Source organism: Veillonella sp. 3891, assembly GCF_003992315.1.
Classification (GTDB): domain Bacteria; phylum Bacillota; class Negativicutes; order Veillonellales; family Veillonellaceae; genus F0422.
In genome coordinates this window covers 1-20,846 of the sequence record NZ_RQVE01000011.1, presented here as the reverse complement: position 1 = coordinate 20,846, position 20,846 = coordinate 1, and the positions used below count along the sequence as shown (strand labels likewise).

Here is a 20,846-nt window from a genome sequence, read left to right as displayed (position 1 = left end):
TAACATTAAAAATAACAAAAATTAATGGAAAATCATTATTGACAATGTATAGAAAAAGTTCTATAATAAGTTCATAAGTTAACGGATAATAATTATCCGTTGTAATAATTATAGGTTTTAATTTTATTATAAATGTATAAGTTTACAAAGGAGAAAGTTATGAAAGAAGAAAAATTGACAACAGCCTTTGGCGCCCCTGTCCCTGACAATAACAACAGTGCCACAGCTGGAAAACGTGGTCCTGTATTGATGCAAGACGTGTGGTTGATGGAAAAGTTAGGCCACTTCGCTCGTGAAGTAATTCCTGAACGCCGTATGCATGCGAAAGGATCTGGTGCGTTTGGTACTTTCACAGTAACAAATGACATTACAAAATATACGAAAGCAAAAGTGTTCTCTGAAGTGGGTAAACAAACTGATTTGTTCGTACGTTTCTCCACAGTAGCTGGCGAACGTGGTGCTGCTGATGCAGAACGTGATATCCGTGGTTTTGCTGTGAAAATGTACACAGAAGAAGGTAACTGGGATTTAGTAGGTAACAACACACCAGTATTCTTCATTCGCGATCCATTGCAATTCCCAGATTTGAACCGTGCAGTAAAACGCAATCCTGAAACTAACTTACGTGATGCTACTGCAAACTGGGATTTCTGGACTAGCTTGCCAGAAGCAATGCACCAAATTACTATCGTAATGAGTGATCGTGGTATTCCTGACGGATATCGTCATATGCATGGTTTCGGTTCCCACACATATAGCTTAATCAATGCAAATGACGAGCGCGTATGGGTTAAATTCCACTGGGTATGCCAACAACCAATTAAAAACTTAACTGAAGAAGAAGCATCTGCTATCATTGCGAATGACCGTGAAAGTGCACAACGTGATTTATTCGATGCTATTGCTAAAGGTGACTTCCCTCGTTGGAAATTGTACATCCAAGTGATGACAGAAGAACAAGCAGAAGCACTTCCATACAATCCATTTGACCTTACAAAAGTATGGTACAAAAAAGACTTCCCATTAATCGAAGTAGGGGTAATGGAATTGAATCGAAACCCTGAAAACTACTTCCAAGATGTAGAACAAGCAGCATTTGCTCCATCCACAATCATTCCTGGTATTGGATTCAGTCCTGACCGCATGTTACAAGGTCGTTTGTTCTCCTATGCAGATGCGCAACGTTACCGCTTAGGTACAAACTATCCATCTATTCCTGTAAATGCGCCTAAATGCCCATTCAATTCTTACCATCGTGATGGACAAGGTCGTGTAGATGGCAACCATGGTGCGACTATTGGATACGCTCCAAATAGCTTTGGCCAATGGGCTAACCAACCACAATACAAAGACCCAGGATACGATGTATCTGGTAAAGCATACCAATACGACTTTCGTGAAGATGATTCCGATTACTACACTCAACCGGGTAAATTGTTCCGTCTCATGACTCCAGAACAACAACAAGTATTGTTCAAAAATACAGCGAACAATATGGCAGGAGTTCCATTGTTTATCCAAGAACGTCATGCAAAACATTGCTATGCATGTGACCCTGCATATGGTGAAGGCGTAGCGAAAGCATTGGGAATTACAGTAGATTTCTCTACACCTGCTGACATCGGATAACACTTGAAGCGCTATTTGTCTATGGCGTTCCCTCTTGAAATAGTATAAGTTAAGACCGCAACATATTCCTCCACAAACTGATCCTACGGTAGGTTTGCTCTGGAACATGTTGCGGTCTTTTACGTTGTCATGATTTTGTTGGAAGGAACGTCATAGACTGCTACACGCAACTGCGTTCAAAGTAAGGTTGGGGAATATGTTGCGGTCTTTTTGCATTGTCATGACTTTGTCGGAAGGAACACCATAGGCTTCTACGGGCAACTACGTTCAAAGAAAGGTTCGGGAATATGTGGTGCTCTTTTTTTTATTATCAATTGGATAAAAGGAAGGCAATAGATTGCTATAGTAACTATGTTTATAGGTAGATTTTTAATGGTAATGAACGTATAATAAATATATTGCTTGTCTTTCAGAAGACGTGGTTTGTGAAGAAAAAGAAATTGTATGTAGACTGATATAAGGGGTAGGTTAGGAGAGTATGAAAGAGATTTCTAAGGTTTTTCTTACGGACATGGATTGGTTGCAGGCGAGGGAGTTTCTATTACATAAGGAATCTTATGTGGCACCTAATTATCCTGTGTACTATAATTTTAATTATTTATTGAATTATGCGGAACAACTGTTGGGATTTAATACATTGGAATCTGTTGAAGGGATTGTGATAGATACTAAGTATTCAGATATTTCAGATATTAATTATGTAATTCAATTTAATAAGTCAAAGGATGCCTATCGTCCTAATGTAATTATTCATCCTCTGTTATATGTAGATTTGGTGAATTTATTAACAAATCAGGATCACTGGCAAGAATTAGTGGCTAGATATAAAGCTTTAGATGGGCAGGCGGGACCGCATATTTTATGCAATAGTATTCCTTTTGAGCTAGAAGGGGATAAGAATAAAACGAGATATGCTCTTCATTTTTGGAAAACTATGGAACAAGAATCTATCAAGTATGGTATGGTGTATAACCATATTTTGCATTTAGATTTGACAAATTTTTACGGGACTATAGATATACAGACCATAGCTTGGGCCCTACATGGCGAAGATACGGTGAAAGCACAGCGACATAATCTATCTCTATTGGGGAATCAAATCTGTAGTAGATTACAAAGAATGAATTATGGAAGCTCTATTGGAATCCCACAAGGTAATCAAGTATCTGATTTGCTAGCTGAACTATTGATGCGATATATTGATACAATGGTGATAGAAGCGCTGAAACCGATAGAAGGCCGTTATAAAATATTACGATACCGTGACGACTATCGTATTTTCACGCATACAGTAGAAGAACAAAAGTTGATAAAGAAAACTCTCAGATCTATCCTACAGCATCACAAGTTAACCTTGAATAGTTCGAAGGATAAGTGCGGGACTGACTTAATTATTGATTCTATAAAGGAAGATAAGCTATATTGGATTGAGCATGACCCTGTTATAAAAACAACAGTGGATTGGAAGAACTATTGTAAAAATAGAAAGGTTAAACATAAATACTTGCCGAAACGTCATTATAAAGCGACCGTGCAAAAACATTTATTGTTGATTAAAATGTTTGCAGATGCCTATCCCAATACTGGTCAATTAATCAAGGCCTTGAAAGAGTTTGAAGAACGTATTATCCATTTATCGTATGATAACTTTCTTGAAACTGGTACGGATTTGTCTGTGTTACTTGCGATTACTTTCAAAATTGTGGAAGATAATCCTAAAGTGACGGATATAGGTGTAAAATTGATATCTACATTGATTTGTAAATTTGGTGAAGATAGGGAGGAATATTTAGAGTATCTTAATGTGGATGCTATTACGAAAGAGGTTTATCCAGCATCGTTTGAATTTTTAGATATTATCTCTGAAAAGTTAGTCAATCCATCGGATAATCGATATTTAGAAATTTGGTTACAACGATTAGTTGTTAAGATATTAGGTGCCAATACTGATTTTGCAGAGACATATACTAGGCGTTCTAAGGAAGGCTTGGTTTGTTTAACCAATGATATAGTGCGATATAATCAATCGGAAATCAGTCTTTTTGATGAAACTTGGATCGTAGAAGAGGCACGTATCGATTGGAGTAAGTTTATTGATGTAGAAAAAATAGAGTCCATGAATACGATGATTGGAGAATCAGAACTTAGATTGGATTTGTATGAAAGTATGTAAGGAAAGGATATAATTATGGTTCATTTTTTATTGCGTGGCAAGCCAACTTATATAAATTTTGGTATGTTAGTACTTAGATTAGGGTTAGGTATTTCAATAATCTATCATGGATATTTGAAATTTTTAAGTGGAGCAGCAGGGTTGTATAAGGTAGGTGCCATGTTAGCGCCATTAGGAGTACCTGGATATTTCGAATTTTTTGGTGCGATGGCTGCGATTTGCGAGTTCTTAGGTGGCATTTTGGTAGCATTTGGATTATTTACTCGACTAGGTGCATTTTTGTTGGCTGGAGTTTTATTTACAGCTACCATTCTTCATTTTGATGCAGGTTTCTTTGCATGGGATTATCCGTCACAAATGGGATTTGCTGCATTATCTATCTTTTTTATGGGTGGTGGACGATATAGCGTGGACTACTCTCTCTTTGGAAAGTAACTTCTTATGTTTATGTAATATAGGTAGCAATGAACGCCACAAGACTACTACGCACAATTGCGTTCCTCAGGTGGAGCACACCGTGCTCTTTTTGGTGATATCTAATGAATGCACTAAGGAACGCCACAAGGCTACTACACGTAATTGCGTTCCTCAGGTGGGCACGCCATGGGCTTCTTATATTTGTGTAATATAGGTAGCAAGGAACGCCACAAGGCTACTACGCGCAATTGCGTTCCTCAGGTGGAGTACACCGCGCTCTTCTTGGTGGTATCTAATGTATGCACTAAGGAACGCCACAACGCTACTACACGTAATTGCGTTCCTCAGGGGATTATAATTGAGAGATTGCTTGCGTATATATGCTTGTTAGCTTGTCTTTTATAGGGTGGTTGCCCTGTACTCGTATGGCTGCGCCCAAGGATAAGAGTATTCGCAATATATCCTTTTCTTGGAATGGTAAATAGTTCACGGTAAAGGTAAAGACCATACTTTCTGTTTGTGTCCCTAAGATTTCATAATGACTAAATGCCTGTAAACAACGATCAAGGGCATTATTAATATCATAGATAGAGAATACTAGGCATTCTTGGTTGTTACCTTGATAATCATTATATAAGGCATATATGTCAAGGTTGATTTTGCTATCTAGGATGGTTACACGCTCTATGGAATCCATAGGGTAATAGTGAAAGGTATTAGCAACCTCTGAATAAGCAATTAATGAAAAGGCATTGGTAGCAACGTTGTATTCTAGTTTACAAGGTAGTAGAATACTCTTTCCTTGGCTAGTTTCACATAAAATTTGTTTCTTTTCTTCTAAGGCTTGAGTACATAATCGGTGAAGTTCAAAAGAGGAAGGTTCGTGATGTGTACATAGACTGATGTTATTCCATGCATGGTCAGGTAATGAGGTAGAGGTTTCTCTTAGTTTATGTATAAGTGAATTTTTTAGTGCAGTAGGTAACATCCAGTTGACTCTATCATCTGCTAGTAAATCTTTTAAAAACATGCGTTCAGTGTGGCTAAGAAGTATGGGTGGCAAATTAGGAAATAAAGGATATAGTTGGTTTTGTTTTGTAATGACCAAATGGGCAGGTAAATGTTGCTCATATTGGTCATTTTCTTCTACTGGTGACAAAGAATCTAAGAGGGGGCGATGTTGGGTGATATATTGGATATCTTCTAAGGTATAGGGGATACCAAGGATTAGATCTTGTTGGATGCGATACTGTGTGGTAAAAGTAATCGCGGATATTTCATGTAATAAAGGTGAGGCAACTTCACTATCGGTTTCTAAGGAAGAAGGGGAAGTAAGATTCCATGAAGGATGAGTTTTTTTGCTATAACTAGGGAGTTCGCCAACGATAGTATGTTGGGTGTGTAGCAAATTATCAATAAAACGGCTTTGTAGTGTTTTAGGATCACTATGGGTTATCTTAAGATAAGGAAGAAAGGTTCGTAATACAGGGATTATAACTTGACCATCTTGGACCTTCATTAGAACATCAATATGAGTAGATGCATTTTCTAGTATTGTTATAGATGTTTGGTGAAAGGTGGAAAGAAAGTCATTCCATTTACTTTCATAGTCGGGATGTTTAAAAAAGTGAAGGTGTAAAGTAGTTTTATAATCGCTTTCATCAATGTGTTCCTCAGGGATAGTATGAAAGTTATGTTGTATAGAAATAGAGTTGATACTATCAATACGAAGGGTGACACGGGTGTCTTTATGATAAGCGACAAGATAGTCGCGATTGCCTAAATAGTCGGACTCAATACGTATAGGGTTTACGCTCATATTAGGCCTGCGTGGATTGTGAAAGTTAATCGTAATGAAATGACGATGTATTATGGCATGACAAATTTTATGTAGTAGTTGTTCATCTATGATATGGATGGGATTGTTATAAGTAAATATATATTGACGGTGATACTCTGGTGTGGAAGGATTTTCTATGGATTCTAATAGGGATGTCTTACATAATAGAGAGTCAATTTTTTCTAATAGGGTATGACCAGACACACCGAGAAGAGCTATATTTTTATAAAAGAAAATAGCAATAGCTAGTTGGTTTAACTCTTTTGAAGTATATCTATCCAAGGCGATGGATGTGACCTGATAGGTAAGCTGGTTGTTCTCACTTTTCTCCGTGATAACACCGATAGCTACAAGTCGCTTGAGAAGGCGTTGGAGCATTTGTTTTTCGATAATGGAAGGGATAGATTTGTTGTGCCCTTTATATTTTTCTATTAAGAAGTTCTGATAGGCAGATACAATATCGGTATTATCATTAATAACCGTATAGATGGTTGCTATATTACAGCTTTCATAGGTATATATGGTATCAAGAATTGCCATAATCAACACTATTGTTTCAGGTTTCATAGCATACAAAGAATAGAGGTTGCAAAGATAATTGTGACCCCAATAGAAATCTTGCTTATCAATGGTATGAATGTGAAGAGACCCTATGGGAGTTGCTTGTATTTTATTAGATAAATTAAAGTAAGAAAGGCGTTTCATGGTCGCATCATGAAGGCTTTTTTTTATACCTCTTTTGGTAGCGGTGTGTCTAGAATGTATGCCTATTGCTAAGTTACGAAAGAATAATCGAATGGTTTTAAAATTTTTAACATAGTTTGTCACATTTGCCATAATATCCCTCATATATCATCTGTATCAGATAAATACTACTTAAATTTTACTATATTTATTGAAAGTTATCTACAAATACAAGAAAGTGATGAAGTCCTAGTTTTTTTGAATTTCTCCTTGAGCTAATGAACGGTACAATAAGGGTGTAAGTTGATCAACCGAAAATAATGTATATATAATTAGCTTTTAGGGAGGCTTATATGGAAAAGTTTACTGTGTTACGAAATGCATTTTTATCACGTACATGCGATGGGTATTTTAACAGATATTATACTGGATATCGTACTCCAGGTAATCCAGATTTTATTAACTACCTAAAAAATCAATTTCAGTCGCAACCACCACGTACACTTGAGATGTGTCGAAATGAAGTGACGAAATGTGTAGAGGAAGATTTACTTGCCATTAGAAATTCTGAAAGATTACAACGTGCAGTAGTGGTAACAGTTCCGCGCTCCAAAGCAAATATGCCAAGCAATCAAATGGGTTTTAGATTAGCTGTGCAAGAAGGAGTTAACGGGTTACGCCGTAGAGGTTTTTACGAGTTTGAAGATGGTACTTTCTGCATTGAGCGCCATACCAATACCCGCACTACACATATCCGTAAAGAAGTGGCTAACTTTGATAACTCTGGCGATATGCCCTATGTAGGGATTACAAAAGCAACATGTCATATTGATGCCAGTGCAGTGAAAGGAAAAACTGTCATTTTGGTTGATGATATTTATACCAAAACTGTAAACATCGATGAAGATTGCATGCAAGCATTATATGATGCAGGAGCTGAACGAGTGATTTTATACGTTGTTGCCTTTACACGTCGTCAATAGGGGCCATAGTATGTATATTTCGAGTACAGCATTAAAACTTTGGGCTTATCACTATGGTAGCAAGACACGGATAAGTAGAGAACGTTTTCACACACAGTTTAAAGATGAGAATACATTTCTTAGGGCTTTAGAGGAAATGCCAAATATTATGCGATTATATCATACTATGTCCATGGAAATATATGAATTGGATTGGATGGATGGGGCTATTTGTTGTTTTGATGATGAGTTTCCAGTGATTCCTCAACATATTCCGCTTCGGGATAAGCCCTACTTATTGTTCTATAAAGGAGATATTTCTTTGCTAGATGAGATCAATCAGAATGTGGCAGTTATAGGATATACAACACCGACAGAGGACATTAAAGAACGAGAACGTAACATTGTACAGTATTTAGTGCAGGAACAACAATGTATTGTTAGTGGCTTGGCAAAAGGTTGTGATGGAGTGGCACATGCAGCGTGCATGGAAGCGGGTGGTAAAACTATTGCTATATTACCAACCCCATTAAATGCCATTTATCCAGCGGCGCATAAAGAAATGGTACGACGTATTGTAGAGACAGGGGGACTTGTTATTACTGAATATTATCAAGCACCACGAGGACGTCAAGAAGCTATTTTTCGTTTTATTGAAAGAGACAGACTTCAAGCTATGTTTGCTAAGGCCGTTGTGTTGGTAGCAAGTTATGAAGGTCGTGATGGAGATAGTGGATCTCGCTATGCTATGAATAAAGCCTACGAGTATGGACATGTCACATGTGCTATGTATAATGGAGCCATTGATAAAGATAAAAAAGAGATGAAGTTAAATCGTACTTTACTTATGATGGGGAAAGCAAGACAACTAACCTATAGTTCTAAAGCACATAGTAAGGATACCGAACGCAAAGATGTAAACGAAAACTTGGAGGGAGCATTAGATCAAACGGATAAAACCATGTCTATACAAGAACTTGTAAAGCACAGTGATTCTCGCTTAGAACGTAGATAAATAGAATATATGATAGTTAGTAAGTTAAAAGAGGGGTAATAGAGAGATATGTTTCATATTATAGACGTAGATAATACGTTGATATATACAGATATATTGAATACGAAAGGATATCTTCATGCACTAATAGAGAAAGGTTTGGAACCATTAGATGAGGTGCTAAGAATTACGCGAGACACTATTTGCCAGTGGTATCCTAATCTACGAGAAGACGAGATACAAGAGATTATAGACCTAAAACAACAATATGTAAGTGAGCATGTATGTGTATCGCAATTAAACGAACCTATAGCAGAAGTATTAACACAACAAGGGATGTCGCGGTGCGCACTATGGACTGCGGCACATCCACACCGTATCCAAGGACTGTTGAACTTTCACAGGGTGACGGGCTATAAAACCATTCGGTACAGCGATAAAAGTGCAGAAGATGTAGTGCAAGCTATCCAATATTTTTGCGATCTTTTTGGGTGTGATACAAAAGAACTATGTTTCTACGAAGACAGTCAATATGTGATTCGTGAGTTACACCGTCACAATGTGACGGTGAAAGAAGTTAGAATGTGTTACAATACAAACATAGCTGTGTAATAAGTATTAGAGAATAAGGATAAAGAATAATGAATATTTCAGAAGTAGCGTATATAATTTGGGCTGCCCAACGATTAGGCATCATAAAGTCTAGGGCAGACTTTCATAAAACATATAAAACAATAGAAGACGTACTACGAATCCTAGGTAACCATAGCGGTGTCATGTCATTAGTACAGACGTTGAAAGATAATGCTAGTTGGAATGATAGAATGGATGGGGCGGTCTGTTTCTTTGATAGAGAGTTTCCGGTCATTAATGCTAATGTAAAGGCAAATGGGGATAAACCGTATTTATTGTTTTATAAAGGAAATCTGTCTTTACTTCATGATTTAAATCAGAATGTGGCTGTCATTGGACATACAAGCCCCAATGAGACTATTGAGAAGCGAGAACGCAATATCGTATCTCAGTTGGTGAAGAACGGTATGGTCATTGTTAGTGGACTGGCAAAAGGTTGCGATACGATTTCCCATGATGAATGTATGAAACAAGATGGGCAAGCCATTGCTATATTACCATCTCCTCTGTATAGTGTTTTGCCGAAAGAGCATGTGAAAGTAGCCCACCATATTGTAGAAAGTGGAGGTCTACTCGTTAGTGAATATGATGAGGATCCTAAACAAGCTAGATTTGAACAATCGAAACGATACATTGATCGAGACCGCTTACAAGCTATGTTTGCAAAAGTGGTAGTACTCATTGCTAGCTATGCCGAAGGAGAAGGTGATAGTGGAGCGCGACATGCGATGCAAAAAGCTGAGAAATATGGACATGTGACTTGTGTTATGTACCATGAGAGCCAGGATAGTCATAAAGTAGATATGAAACTAAATCGACAGTTAGCAGAATCTGGAACATCTAAGATTATTGTGCAGACTAATGAAAGTAACAATAGAGGTTATATGACAATAGAGGATATTGTAACACTAAGAAATCCACACTTAGTGGCAGTAGTGGATGAGAAAGTACAAGATTCACTCTTTTGAGTCATCTCTTGTTTCGCTATGTAGCCTGTGTCGTTCTTAACTTAATATAGGGAAGAGAAGAGCATGGCTACTCCTTACAAACAGCACTACGTAATGTTTGTTTGGAGCAAACCGTGCTCTTCTTGAGCTTATCTAATGTATGTAGTAAGGAATGCCACAAGGCTATTACTTGCAACTGTGTTCCTCATAGGGGGAGAGGTATTGTGTTTTTACAAGACGAATATATTTGATTTAATTTAAGAGAGCCTGATTAGTTTTTTACTAATAGGCTCTTTTTTGTATATTATTTTCGATTTTAATATTCTGTGTTATGATTAGTTGTAGAAACTATGGGGTATTGCTACAATCATAGAAGATAGCAGTGTAAAATTGTTTTGTTTTCAAATGATAATGTAATTCTATTAACACAATTGGGTAGTCTGTATGAGGGTAATATGAAGTATAAGTTCTTAGCAAATGGATTAATTGTTGCAACATGTATTAGTGGTTTTGCATCTCTTATTATTCCTATTTATACATATATAACAGATAAAATAGCTCCATTCCATTATGGTGTTGTATTATTTGTAACATCATTATTAGGTATTGGATCTACTTATATTGCACACTGGTATGATAAAAAAAGAGCGCTAGAGTATTGCTATCAATATAAATTTCTTGCCTATATACTTGATATGTTATTTCGTTTTAGGATAGGAATTGTCACAGTCGTTACTCTTACTATTCTGTTAGCTGGAGTGTTGCCAGTCAATCACTTTGTATCTTATGATTTTAGTATTTTTGAAATTTCTATAGTATCGTATTTAGTGGCATTTTATTATGCCAATAAAATTGATAATAGCAAGCTTAAATTTGTTAGTATGGCTATTGCAGGATTCGTTGCAGCATTGGCTTGGACTTTGTTTAGTTATATGTCCTATTATAGTGGAGTGCGTTCGGTACTGTATCAAAACCAAATGGGATTATTTCATGCCACAAAAGCTATCATAGTTAGTGATTTACCTGAGGAAAGAAAGTTACAAAATTTAAAAGATATATCTAATACTACAGGTGGTGAGTTTTCTGTAAAAAAAGACGGGAAATTTTTCTATCAGAAGGAAAGTAGTCGAGACACAAGAATATATAACCTAGAAAGAATATACTCTAAATTTGAAAATGGCGAGTACCAACACTTTCAATATGGTGGTCATATCTATGAATTAGAATATAAGTATGCGAATCAACCTTATTATTGGTGGGGGATTATCCGTGCCATGACATTTTCTATTTTACCGGATGTTGCATATGGATATACCTTGAATGGATATACCTATTATAATGCTCAGAAATATGCAAGAAGTACACAGTTTTGGGGAGTTTTTTGGATCTTTTATTGTATTGTATTATCATGGCAATATTATAAACTGAAGGATAAAAAACAGAATGAAGAATTAATTGAATCGAATCAGGAAAAAGAAGCGGCTTTAGACCAGTTACAAGAGGCATTGTATCAAAAACAAGAGGTCTTAGATAAATTACAAATAGCGTATAGTGCATATGACCATATGCATGATGAGTTTGACAAAATTGCTTTGCGTGACACTAAACAGCAACTTCAAGGGTTGCATCTTTCATGGAGTGAAATAGTGAAAAATATTTTAGCTGATAGTCGTCATTCATTAAAAAATAAGTTGCAAGATCAACCTTTGATAACAGAGAGGGAAAGAACCTGTTTGGATGAATCGTATAAGGTGTTTGCAGATTCTATTGAACAACGGATAAATCAGCATTTAGCTAATTTTAGAGATACTATTTTATTGCATCAAAAAGAACTTTTTCAAACATTAGATTATAAGTTAAAGCTAGAGCCAATTGGAAGTATTATAGAATATATTGAAAATAAAATTCCTAAAAATTACTATGACAAACGAAGAACTGGTATTGATTTTGTTGTTAGAGATGAAATTCGTGATGAAAGTAAATGTGCAGTTTGCGAAGTTAACTTGAATCGTGTATATAGTATTATAGAAAATATATTGAAGAATAGTAGTAATGCGTTGGGGAACAAATCGATTGAGGATGATACGGAAGATCAAATAACTTTATTCTTTGAACTTCGTAATATATTAGGAGAACAATACTTTGCTATTACTGTATTAGATAATGCAGGAGGATTCAAAGAGGATATAGTAGATAAAATTTATAAATATCCTGTTGAAAGTTCTGATAAAACAGTAAAACGGATGGGCAAAGGGTCTCTGTATGTTAAATATTTTGCAGACCGCATGAATGCTAAAATTATAGTAGATAATATAATAAATGAAAATAATGAAGTTGGTGCACAAGTGATGTTGCTAATACCAGTTGTAAAAGGAGCGAACTCATGATGAATGAAAATTTGTGTATTTATATAGTGGATGATGAAGATGTGATTCATGACAGTTTGTCAGCATTCATTCGAAGACATTATGAAAATGTAGAGATTGTATCTTTTTATACAGTAAAAGAATTTCTTCGCTTTCTGAAACAAGAAGGAAAAAAAAGAAACTTAATTATTTTAGATCATCATTTTGATATTGGTATATCTGGTTCAGAAGGGGTTGCAAAAATTCGTGAGCTCGATGCGAACATCCCAATTATATTTTTAACGGGAGTCAGCGATGATTCCGATATAACTTATGAAAAAGATGTAAATATCGACTTTAAATCTAAACCAATTTCTGAGATAGAATTAAAACGAGCTATACAAGATTGTCTGGAAAAAAGAGATAAATTTGTAGAGTTACAGAACCGTGTAATTCATTTGGAACATGAAGTTGAATCGTTGATGGTAGAAAATAAAAATGCTAGAAAATGGGCATATGAAGCACTTATAAAAGTAGGGGCAGAAACAGGCGGAATAGCAGGAGACCCAGCAGAATGGGTTAGTTTCCAAAATAAAATACTAGACTATATAGAAACATTAGAGCAAAATGAGGTTATTAATTTTGCTCAAAATGGAAATAGATTGAATTGTATTGTTTCACTTCTGCAGAATCGTTATGGTCAATTTGATGAAAAGTCGATTAAGTTTTTAGCTACTGGCGAGTTTTTATTTGAAAATCATAAAGATGTATATGATATGGACTTTTCACCAATGCTAATAGCATATTCTAAATGTTTTGAAAATGTGCTAGCTAACTATTTAAAAGCAAAAGGTATATTAGAAGAAAAAGAAAATGTAACGCTAGGAGATTGTATCTATAAGATAAAAGAAAATTTATCGTATTTAAAAGGTTTGAAAGAAAATTTCACTAAAAAATATAAAAAGATGCACGCATTTTTGGAATTACGGAATAAAGCCGCGCATCAGAGTGGAGTATCTAAAGATGACATTGAACAAGCTAAATCCTGGCTATTTAATTTAAAAGAGGTAAATAAAGATCAATATTTGCTAGATTTCATACAGTATGAATTATAATTTAATAGTATAAATTTAGAATAAAAAGTTCAATAAAGTGGGGGTACTTCTAAGGATTCTATAGAATCTTTACAATTCTATAGAATGTATGTTACAATACGTTACGGTATTCACAGATTACCATTGCTTGATAGCATAGTGTTATGTATATCTTTCAAGAGTAATTGTATATCTTGTTAAGGCTTAGGCAGGATGTGCCATCCCTTATTGAGATACTACATGGAGAAGGCCTATTGTTTTATAAATTGCTATGTTACAGAAAGAGGCTGTCACATGGTGTATTACAAATAGATTGAGGAGTTATGATGAACGCAAAGACAATCCCATTTACAAAAGAACAATTAGAAAAGATTATCGCCCAATATCCAACGCCATTCCACATTTATGATGCAAAAGGCATTATGGATAACATGCGCGCATTTTTAGATGCTTTCAGCTGGGCGCCTGGTTTCAAACAATATTTTGCTGTAAAAGCAACACCAAATCCATACATTATGAAAATGATGAAAGAAATTGGTATCGGCGCTGACTGTTCTTCTATGGCGGAATTAATCTTGAGTGAAAAGGTTGGTATCACAGGAGAGAATATTATGTTCTCTTCCAATGATACTCCTTACGAAGAATACAAAAAAGCTATGGATTTAGGAGCCATCATCAACTTGGATGATATTACGCATATTGCGTATTTAGAAGAGCATGGTACATTACCAGAACGTTTCTGTTTCCGTTACAACCCAGGTTCTTTAAAAGAAGGCGGTAATACAATTATCGGTCTTCCAGAAGAAGCAAAGTATGGTATGACTGAGGCACAAATTATTGAGGCTATTACATACTTAAAAGGAAAAGGTATCACTAACTTCGGCTTGCATACAATGGTGGTGTCTAATGAATTAGACATCGATGGTTTAGTAGGTACAGCTGAATTAATGTTTAACTTAGCTGTACGAGTGAAAGAACAAACGGGTGTAGAAGTATCTTTCATTGACCTTGGTGGTGGTATTGGGGTAGCCTATAAACCTGAACAAACACCAGTGGATTACAAAGTATTAAGTGCAGGAGTGAAAGAGGCTTACGATCGTTTAATCGTGGGTACTGGACATAGCCCAATTCAATTGGCTTATGAATGTGGTCGTATGGTTACTGGACCGTATGGTTATTTGGTAGCTACTGCTATCCATAAAAAAGATATTTACAAACATTACATTGGTTTAGATGCATGTATGGCTAACTTGATGCGTCCAGCGTTGTATGGCTCTTATCATCATATTACGGTGATGGGGAAAGAGAATGAACCAGCAACTATGACGTATGATGTGACTGGCTCTTTATGTGAAAATAATGATAAGTTTGCTATCGATCGTCAATTACCAAAAATCGACATGGGCGATCGTATTGTGATTCATGATGCGGGTGCTCATGGTCATGCTATGGGATTCAATTACAATGGTAAATTGCGTTCTGCTGAGTTGTTATTACACGAAGATGGTAGTGTCACACAAATTCGTCGTGCAGAAACATTAGACGATTATTTTGCTACATTAGATTTTTCTAATTTATAATTAGGAGCGTAGCGGACCATCTGTCGCGATAGGTATTTAGGGTTATATAAACATATACTTTATCTGCTTCTGAGAAACTGTTATATTTCTCGGAGAGATGGAGTATATGTCTATTTGTATAGAGTATGCTATGACAATATCAAATGTCGTTCATAATCCCTAAAAAAATATGGGAATAGCATTTACAATATTGAGAAAATTCAGTATAATGAATATTGTTGAGTCTCTTGGTAGAGAATTAAAGTTTCAATATGCTATAGATGAATAGATGATATACAAAACTATCATCAAATTCATAGTAAAATAGTAGAAATTAGCTTGCGGTCCAAGTCTGTACACGGTATAATACATATAGTATATTTACTATTTTAGATTTGAGCCAAAGTGGCGTTCTCATGCTATGAATATGACAGCGGATTACACTTTGGTGGAATCCGTTTTTTTACGGTATTCGACACATTCTAAGACCTAACTAGTCTTCTTTTGTATATAGTAGCTTATTTGATAAGGAGTGACATACGTGGCAGAATTACTTCGCGTAGACAATGTGCGTGCCTCGATTGAAGAGAAAGAAATCTTAAAGGGCATCAATTTAACAATTAATAAAGGTGAAATCCATGTAGTAATGGGCACAAATGGTGCTGGTAAATCTACATTGGCAAATGTAATCATGGGCAATCCTGCTTATGAAGTAACAGAAGGTTCCATCGTATTCGATGGCGAAAACATCACAGAAGAAGCTGTAAACGATCGTGCGAAAAAAGGCATTTTCATGTCTTTTCAACATCCAATTTCCGTGCCTGGTATTACAGTAGAAAACTTTATCCGTACAGCTAAAAACACAATCACTGGTGAAAACGTACGTGCCTTAGCTTTCAAAAAAGAATTGAAAGCAAAAATGGAAGAATTATCCTTCGATACATCTTACGCTAATCGTTATGTAAACGAAGGCTTCTCCGGTGGTGAAAGAAAGAAAAATGAAATTCTTCAAATGTCCATTTTGAATCCTAAATTGGCTATCCTTGATGAAACTGATTCTGGTCTTGACGTAGATGCGGTTCGTATTGTATCTGAAGGTGTAAATCGTTTCCATAATGAAGATAATGCGGTGTTAATTATCACTCACCACAATCAAATTCTTCAAAAATTACAACCAAACTTCGTACACATCTTAATCGATGGTCGTATTGTAAAAACTGGTGGCCCTGAACTCGTTCGTGAAATCGAAGAAAAAGGCTACGATGCATATAAAAATTTAGCATAGGAGGATCTCATGGAAGCGAGAAAGAAAACTCAAATTGAGGAGATGGATCGCGGCGTCTATGACATTCGTAATGAATTTGAATTCTCCTATAAATCAGAAGCTGGTTTAACAGAAGATATCATTCGTGAAATGTGGGCTAACAAAAATGAACCACAATGGATGTTAGATTTCCGTTTAAAATCCCTTGAAATTTACAATCAATTAGATGTTCCTAATTGGGTACCTGATATTAGTGCTTTAAATATGGCGGATATCGTGACCTATGTAAAACCTAAAATTGATATGAAAGAAGACTGGAACGAAGTTCCAGACGATATTAAAGAGACATTTGACCGTCTTGGTATCCAAGAAGCTGAAAAAACTTCTTTGGCTGGTGTAGGCGCTCAATATGACTCTGAGGTTGTATATCACAGTATTCAAGAAGATTTAATTCGTCAAGGCGTTGTATATACAGATATGCAAACAGCATTACATGAGCATGAAGATATTGTAAAACAATACTTTATGACATTGGTGCCACCTACGGATCATAAATTTGCAGCTTTACATGGCGCAGTATGGTCTGGCGGTTCCTTCGTATATGTGCCAAAAGGAGTGACTGTAGATATTCCATTACAGTCCTACTTCCGATTGAATGCGCCAGGAGCAGGTCAGTTTGAACATACGTTGATTATCGTAGAAGAAGGAGCGAAAGCACACTTCATTGAAGGTTGTTCCGCTCCAAAATACAATGTAGCTAACTTACATGCTGGTTGTGTTGAGTTGTTTGTAAAAGATAATGCTACTTTGCGTTATTCTACTATCGAAAACTGGTCCAAAAATATGTACAACTTGAATACAAAACGTAGTCGAGTAGGTAAAAATGGTACGATTGAGTGGGTATCTGGTTCCTTTGGTTCCGCTGTATCTTGCTTGTATCCAATGAGTATTTTAGCTGGTGAAGGGGCGCACTGTGAATTTACAGGTGTTACATTTGCTGGTGAAGGCCAATATTTGGATACAGGAGCAAAAGTAATTCATGCGGCACCGCATACAACAAGTAATGTTAACTCCAAGTCCATTTCTAAAAGCGGTGGTACAGCGATTTATCGTGGCGTATTAAATATTGGTAAAAATGCAGATCATTCCAAAGCAACTGTATCTTGTGAGTCCTTGATGTTAGACCAAGAATCTCAATCCGATACAATTCCATCTATTACCATTGAAAATGACAATGTGGATTTAGGACACGAAGCAAAAATCGGTCGTATTTCCGATGAGGCTATTTTCTACTTAATGACTCGTGGTATTAGTGAAGAAGAAGCAAGAGCTATGCTTGTTCGTGGTTTCGTAGAACCAATTTCTAAAGAATTACCATTAGAATACGCTGTTGAAATGAATAATTTAATTACCTTAGAACTTGAAGGTTCTATCGGATAGGAGGTTAGGATGAGCAACACATTACATTTTAATGAATTGCCTAGACCGACTTTCCGTTGGTTAAAGGTAAATCATACAGAAGGCAATGTATGGGCTGGTACAGAACGTGCTACAGTGACAGTTGAAGGGTCCAAGCACATTGTAACAGACATTACAAATAAGGAACTATTAGAACCTTCTTATGAAGGTGTCCATACTGGTGCGTTGCGCGATGCATCTCATCACTTTACACATGGCTATCACATTCAAGTACCAGCTGGTGCAAAGGAAGCATTGACCATAGTTCTTGATGTACAAGGTGCTGTCAGTGAAAGAACACGCTTACAAATCGAAGTGGAAAAAGACTCTACCTTAGAGTTAACACTTTGCTTGAAAGGTGAAGCTACTGATGGTCATGTAGGATTACTTTCAGAAATCGTATCCCACACAGGGGCGTCGGTAGTGTTCAAAAAAGTGCAATTGCTAACTGGTAAAGTACAACAATTTGAACATCGTTATACACGAGTAGAAGAGTCTGGTCATGTAGAGTTCATCAATATTGAGTTGGGTGGCTCTGAAAACTTCTTGAACTATCAAGAAGATTTAGTAGGAGACTACGCAGAAGTAGAACATGATTTAGGCTATTGCGGTACTGGTACGCAAGTATTTGATATTGCCATGTTAATGAAACATATCGGTAAAAAAACAATTAGTAATATTAATAACTTAGGTGCATTGAATGGTTCTTCTAAAAAATCATTCCGTGGTACTTTAGATTTCTTGCGTGGTAGCTTGGCATCTGAAGGTGCAGAAGAGGATACATGTTTACTATTAACGCCACAAGTTAAATCCATCTCTTTACCATTGTTATTATGTAAAGAAGATAATGTATCTGGTAATCACGCATCTAGTGCTGGTCAACTAGACCAAGCTAAATTATTCTATTTAATGAGCCGTGGTTTCAACGAAGAGGAAGCAAAACACATCATCGTAGAATCCATGTTACGACCATTGATTGATCGTATTGGCAATGAAGAAATGGAAGAAACTGCCTTAGCAGTACTACGACAAAAAATATAGTTGAGAGGGATAGTATGAAACCAATAGCAGAGGCATATAAAGATTTTCCAATTTTAACAAGAACTCATCGTGGTAAACGCATTGCTTACTTAGATAGTGGTGCCACCACACAAATTCCAGTGCCAGTGATGAAAGCATTAGAAACACATATGGCAAATCACAATGGGAACCCTCATCGTGGGGCCCATGTGCTTGCTATGGAAGCATCTGAGGCCTATGAAGGTACTCGTGATGTAGTACAACGATTTATCAACGCTCGTAAACGTGAAGAAATTATCTTCACTCGAAATACGACAGAAAGCTTGAACTTAATTGCCCATTCCTATGGACTGAAGCATGTGAAAGCGGGAGATAAAATCGTCATCACTGTGGCGGAGCATCATGCAAATCTTGTGACTTGGCAATATGTATGCCGAATGACAGGGGCTACCTTGGAATATATGTACCTAGATGAAACTGGTCACATTAAAGATGGTGAAATGGATAAAATTGACGGATCTACGAAGATTGTATCCTTTGCCCATGTAAGTAATGTACTAGGTATGGAATTTCCCGTAAAAGAATTGGTAGAACGTGCTCATGCTGTTGGTGCTATTGCTATCCTAGACGGAGCGCAATCAGCTCCCCATCAAGCTATTGATGTGCAAGCTTTAGATTGTGATTTCTTCGTTTTCTCTGGACATAAAATGTGTGCATCTCAAGGTATTGGTGTTGTATATGGTAAATATCACTTATTAGAAGATATGGATCCATTTTTATTTGGTGGAGACATGATTGAATATGTGAAAGAACAAACTACAACATTCAATGAAGTACCTTATAAATTTGAGGCAGGCACACCGAATGCACATGGTGCTATTACATTGAAAGCTGCCATTGAGTATTTGGAACAGTTTGGTATGGATGCTATTCATGAATATGAACAAGAATTAGTGCGCTATGTATTACCTAAACTAGCGGCTATGCCACATGTTCATTTATTAGGTAGTGCTAATCCAGAAGAAAAGCACGGTGTTATTGCTTTCACTGTGGATGATGTGCATCCTCACGATGTGGCAACCATCATGGATAGCCATGGAGTGTGCTTACGTTCTGGTCATCATTGTGCGCAACCACTAGGTGCGTATTATGGGGTGCCTGCATCCAATCGTATTAGTATGTACATCTATACTAGAAAAGAAGATTTAGATCAATTTTTGGAAGCCCTGAAAACAGTTCGACCAACCATGGGCTTGTCAGAGTAAGGAGAATACCATGGAAATGGATCAAGTGTATACGGAACTGATTTTGGAGCATAACCAAGACAAGCGTAATAAGCGTTTGTTAGATGTGTTTACTGCTAGCGAGCATGGTCATAACCCAAGTTGCGGTGATGATTTAACATTGCAAGTGAATGTGGTAGACGGCATTGTAAAAGACGCTGCTTATACAGGTTCCGGCTGTGCTATCAGCCAAGCATCGGCATCTATGATGATTGATGTCATTACTGGAAAGTCCCTAGAAGAAGCGTTCCAATTAGTGGACCTTTTCTTAGGAATGATAAAAAAAGAAGTGACAGATGAAGAAGAATTGGAAGCCTTAGAAGATGCTATAGCTTTACAGAATATTTCTAACATGCCTGCCCGTGTGAAATGTGCAGTGCTGGCTTGGCATACATTGCGTGAAGCATTAAAGAAATAAACAGAAGGCTGCTACAGAATGCGTTACATTCTTGAGCAGCCTTTTTTGTGTCTTGAATTTATGATCTAAGTGCAACTAAAAAAGATTCATAGCTTTCTGATAAAATAGTGTTTGCAAAGACATCTA

At 36.5% G+C, this 20,846-nt stretch carries 16 protein-coding genes; 15 read left to right on the top strand and 1 reads right to left on the bottom strand.

What is annotated here, in order from left to right; genetic code table 11:
• Nucleotides 1-159 precede the first annotated feature (159 nt).
• From EO118_RS06505 to EO118_RS06495, 3 genes are all read left to right on the top strand, one after another.
• Nucleotides 160-1,629, top strand: a complete 1,470-nt coding sequence (locus EO118_RS06505; RefSeq protein ID WP_177427627.1) for a catalase — start codon at nucleotides 160-162, stop codon at nucleotides 1,627-1,629.
• A 478-nt stretch (nucleotides 1,630-2,107) separates the two neighbouring features.
• The gene (locus tag EO118_RS06500; RefSeq protein ID WP_127069179.1) at nucleotides 2,108-3,802 is read left to right on the top strand and encodes an RNA-directed DNA polymerase; all 1,695 of its coding nucleotides are present in this window, start codon (nucleotides 2,108-2,110) and stop codon (nucleotides 3,800-3,802) included.
• 15 nt (nucleotides 3,803-3,817) lie between these two features.
• Nucleotides 3,818-4,237, top strand: coding sequence for a DoxX family protein (locus tag EO118_RS06495; RefSeq protein WP_127069178.1), 420 nt, complete (start codon nucleotides 3,818-3,820; stop codon nucleotides 4,235-4,237).
• Between the two features lie 334 nt (nucleotides 4,238-4,571).
• Here EO118_RS06495 and EO118_RS06490 read toward each other — a convergent pair whose 3' ends face one another.
• Entirely contained in the window at nucleotides 4,572-6,896 is a 2,325-nt protein-coding gene (locus tag EO118_RS06490) for a WYL domain-containing protein (protein ID WP_164723890.1), read from the bottom strand.
• A gap of 200 nt (nucleotides 6,897-7,096) precedes the next feature.
• Between EO118_RS06490 and EO118_RS06485 the strand changes: the two genes are divergently transcribed.
• The 12 genes from EO118_RS06485 (at nucleotide 7,097) to sufU (ending at nucleotide 20,720) form a co-directional block, all read left to right on the top strand.
• On the top strand, nucleotides 7,097-7,726 hold the full coding sequence (locus tag EO118_RS06485) for a phosphoribosyltransferase (RefSeq protein WP_127069176.1): 630 nt from the start codon (nucleotides 7,097-7,099) through the stop codon (nucleotides 7,724-7,726).
• A gap of 148 nt (nucleotides 7,727-7,874) precedes the next feature.
• The gene (locus EO118_RS06480; protein ID WP_240626930.1) at nucleotides 7,875-8,720 is read left to right on the top strand and encodes a DNA-processing protein DprA; all 846 of its coding nucleotides are present in this window, start codon (nucleotides 7,875-7,877) and stop codon (nucleotides 8,718-8,720) included.
• 48 nt (nucleotides 8,721-8,768) lie between these two features.
• Complete coding sequence (locus EO118_RS06475; RefSeq protein ID WP_127069174.1) at nucleotides 8,769-9,311, top strand: hydrolase; 543 nt, start codon at nucleotides 8,769-8,771, stop codon at nucleotides 9,309-9,311.
• A 29-nt stretch (nucleotides 9,312-9,340) separates the two neighbouring features.
• A complete protein-coding gene (locus tag EO118_RS06470; protein WP_127069173.1) occupies nucleotides 9,341-10,300 on the top strand; it encodes a DNA-processing protein DprA in 960 nt (319 codons plus the stop codon).
• 434 nt (nucleotides 10,301-10,734) lie between these two features.
• A complete protein-coding gene (locus EO118_RS06465) occupies nucleotides 10,735-12,666 on the top strand; it encodes a HAMP domain-containing histidine kinase (protein ID WP_127069172.1) in 1,932 nt (643 codons plus the stop codon).
• Nucleotides 12,663-13,739 carry a response regulator gene (locus tag EO118_RS06460; protein ID WP_127069171.1) on the top strand — a complete coding sequence of 359 codons (1,077 nt, stop codon included), beginning with the start codon at nucleotides 12,663-12,665 and terminating at the stop codon, nucleotides 13,737-13,739. Before EO118_RS06465 ends, EO118_RS06460 begins: the two co-directional genes overlap by 4 nt.
• A gap of 305 nt (nucleotides 13,740-14,044) precedes the next feature.
• Nucleotides 14,045-15,298: a diaminopimelate decarboxylase gene (locus tag EO118_RS06455; protein ID WP_127069213.1), complete on the top strand. Its 1,254-nt coding sequence runs from the start codon at nucleotides 14,045-14,047 to the stop codon at nucleotides 15,296-15,298.
• Between the two features lie 520 nt (nucleotides 15,299-15,818).
• On the top strand, nucleotides 15,819-16,562 hold the full coding sequence (gene sufC / locus EO118_RS06450) for a Fe-S cluster assembly ATPase SufC (RefSeq protein WP_127069170.1): 744 nt from the start codon (nucleotides 15,819-15,821) through the stop codon (nucleotides 16,560-16,562).
• A 9-nt stretch (nucleotides 16,563-16,571) separates the two neighbouring features.
• A complete protein-coding gene (gene sufB / locus EO118_RS06445) occupies nucleotides 16,572-17,981 on the top strand; it encodes a Fe-S cluster assembly protein SufB (RefSeq protein WP_127069169.1) in 1,410 nt (469 codons plus the stop codon).
• 9 nt (nucleotides 17,982-17,990) lie between these two features.
• Nucleotides 17,991-19,040, top strand: a complete 1,050-nt coding sequence (locus EO118_RS06440; protein ID WP_127069168.1) for a SufD family Fe-S cluster assembly protein — start codon at nucleotides 17,991-17,993, stop codon at nucleotides 19,038-19,040.
• Nucleotides 19,041-19,054: 14 nt separating this feature from the next.
• A complete protein-coding gene (locus EO118_RS06435; protein ID WP_127069167.1) occupies nucleotides 19,055-20,284 on the top strand; it encodes an aminotransferase class V-fold PLP-dependent enzyme in 1,230 nt (409 codons plus the stop codon).
• 10 nt (nucleotides 20,285-20,294) lie between these two features.
• Complete coding sequence (gene sufU / locus EO118_RS06430) at nucleotides 20,295-20,720, top strand: Fe-S cluster assembly sulfur transfer protein SufU (protein WP_126938369.1); 426 nt, start codon at nucleotides 20,295-20,297, stop codon at nucleotides 20,718-20,720.
• The last annotated feature ends 126 nt before the right edge of the window (nucleotides 20,721-20,846 follow it).

Bases quoted from the DNA above. Each gene is read 5' to 3' on its own strand.
- EO118_RS06505 (WP_177427627.1), top strand. From the start codon at position 160: ATGAAAGAAGAAAAATTGACAACAGCCTTTGGCGCCCCTGTCCCTGAC.
- EO118_RS06500 (WP_127069179.1), top strand. From the start codon at position 2,108: ATGAAAGAGATTTCTAAGGTTTTTCTTACGGACATGGATTGGTTGCAG.
- EO118_RS06495 (WP_127069178.1), top strand. From the start codon at position 3,818: ATGGTTCATTTTTTATTGCGTGGCAAGCCAACTTATATAAATTTTGGT.
- EO118_RS06490 (WP_164723890.1), bottom strand. From the start codon at position 6,896: ATGGCAAATGTGACAAACTATGTTAAAAATTTTAAAACCATTCGATTA.
- EO118_RS06485 (WP_127069176.1), top strand. From the start codon at position 7,097: ATGGAAAAGTTTACTGTGTTACGAAATGCATTTTTATCACGTACATGC.
- EO118_RS06480 (WP_240626930.1), top strand. From the start codon at position 7,875: ATGCGATTATATCATACTATGTCCATGGAAATATATGAATTGGATTGG.
- EO118_RS06475 (WP_127069174.1), top strand. From the start codon at position 8,769: ATGTTTCATATTATAGACGTAGATAATACGTTGATATATACAGATATA.
- EO118_RS06470 (WP_127069173.1), top strand. From the start codon at position 9,341: ATGAATATTTCAGAAGTAGCGTATATAATTTGGGCTGCCCAACGATTA.
- EO118_RS06465 (WP_127069172.1), top strand. From the start codon at position 10,735: ATGAAGTATAAGTTCTTAGCAAATGGATTAATTGTTGCAACATGTATT.
- EO118_RS06460 (WP_127069171.1), top strand. From the start codon at position 12,663: ATGATGAATGAAAATTTGTGTATTTATATAGTGGATGATGAAGATGTG.
- EO118_RS06455 (WP_127069213.1), top strand. From the start codon at position 14,045: ATGAACGCAAAGACAATCCCATTTACAAAAGAACAATTAGAAAAGATT.
- sufB (WP_127069169.1), top strand. From the start codon at position 16,572: ATGGAAGCGAGAAAGAAAACTCAAATTGAGGAGATGGATCGCGGCGTC.
- EO118_RS06440 (WP_127069168.1), top strand. From the start codon at position 17,991: ATGAGCAACACATTACATTTTAATGAATTGCCTAGACCGACTTTCCGT.
- EO118_RS06435 (WP_127069167.1), top strand. From the start codon at position 19,055: ATGAAACCAATAGCAGAGGCATATAAAGATTTTCCAATTTTAACAAGA.
- sufU (WP_126938369.1), top strand. From the start codon at position 20,295: ATGGAAATGGATCAAGTGTATACGGAACTGATTTTGGAGCATAACCAA.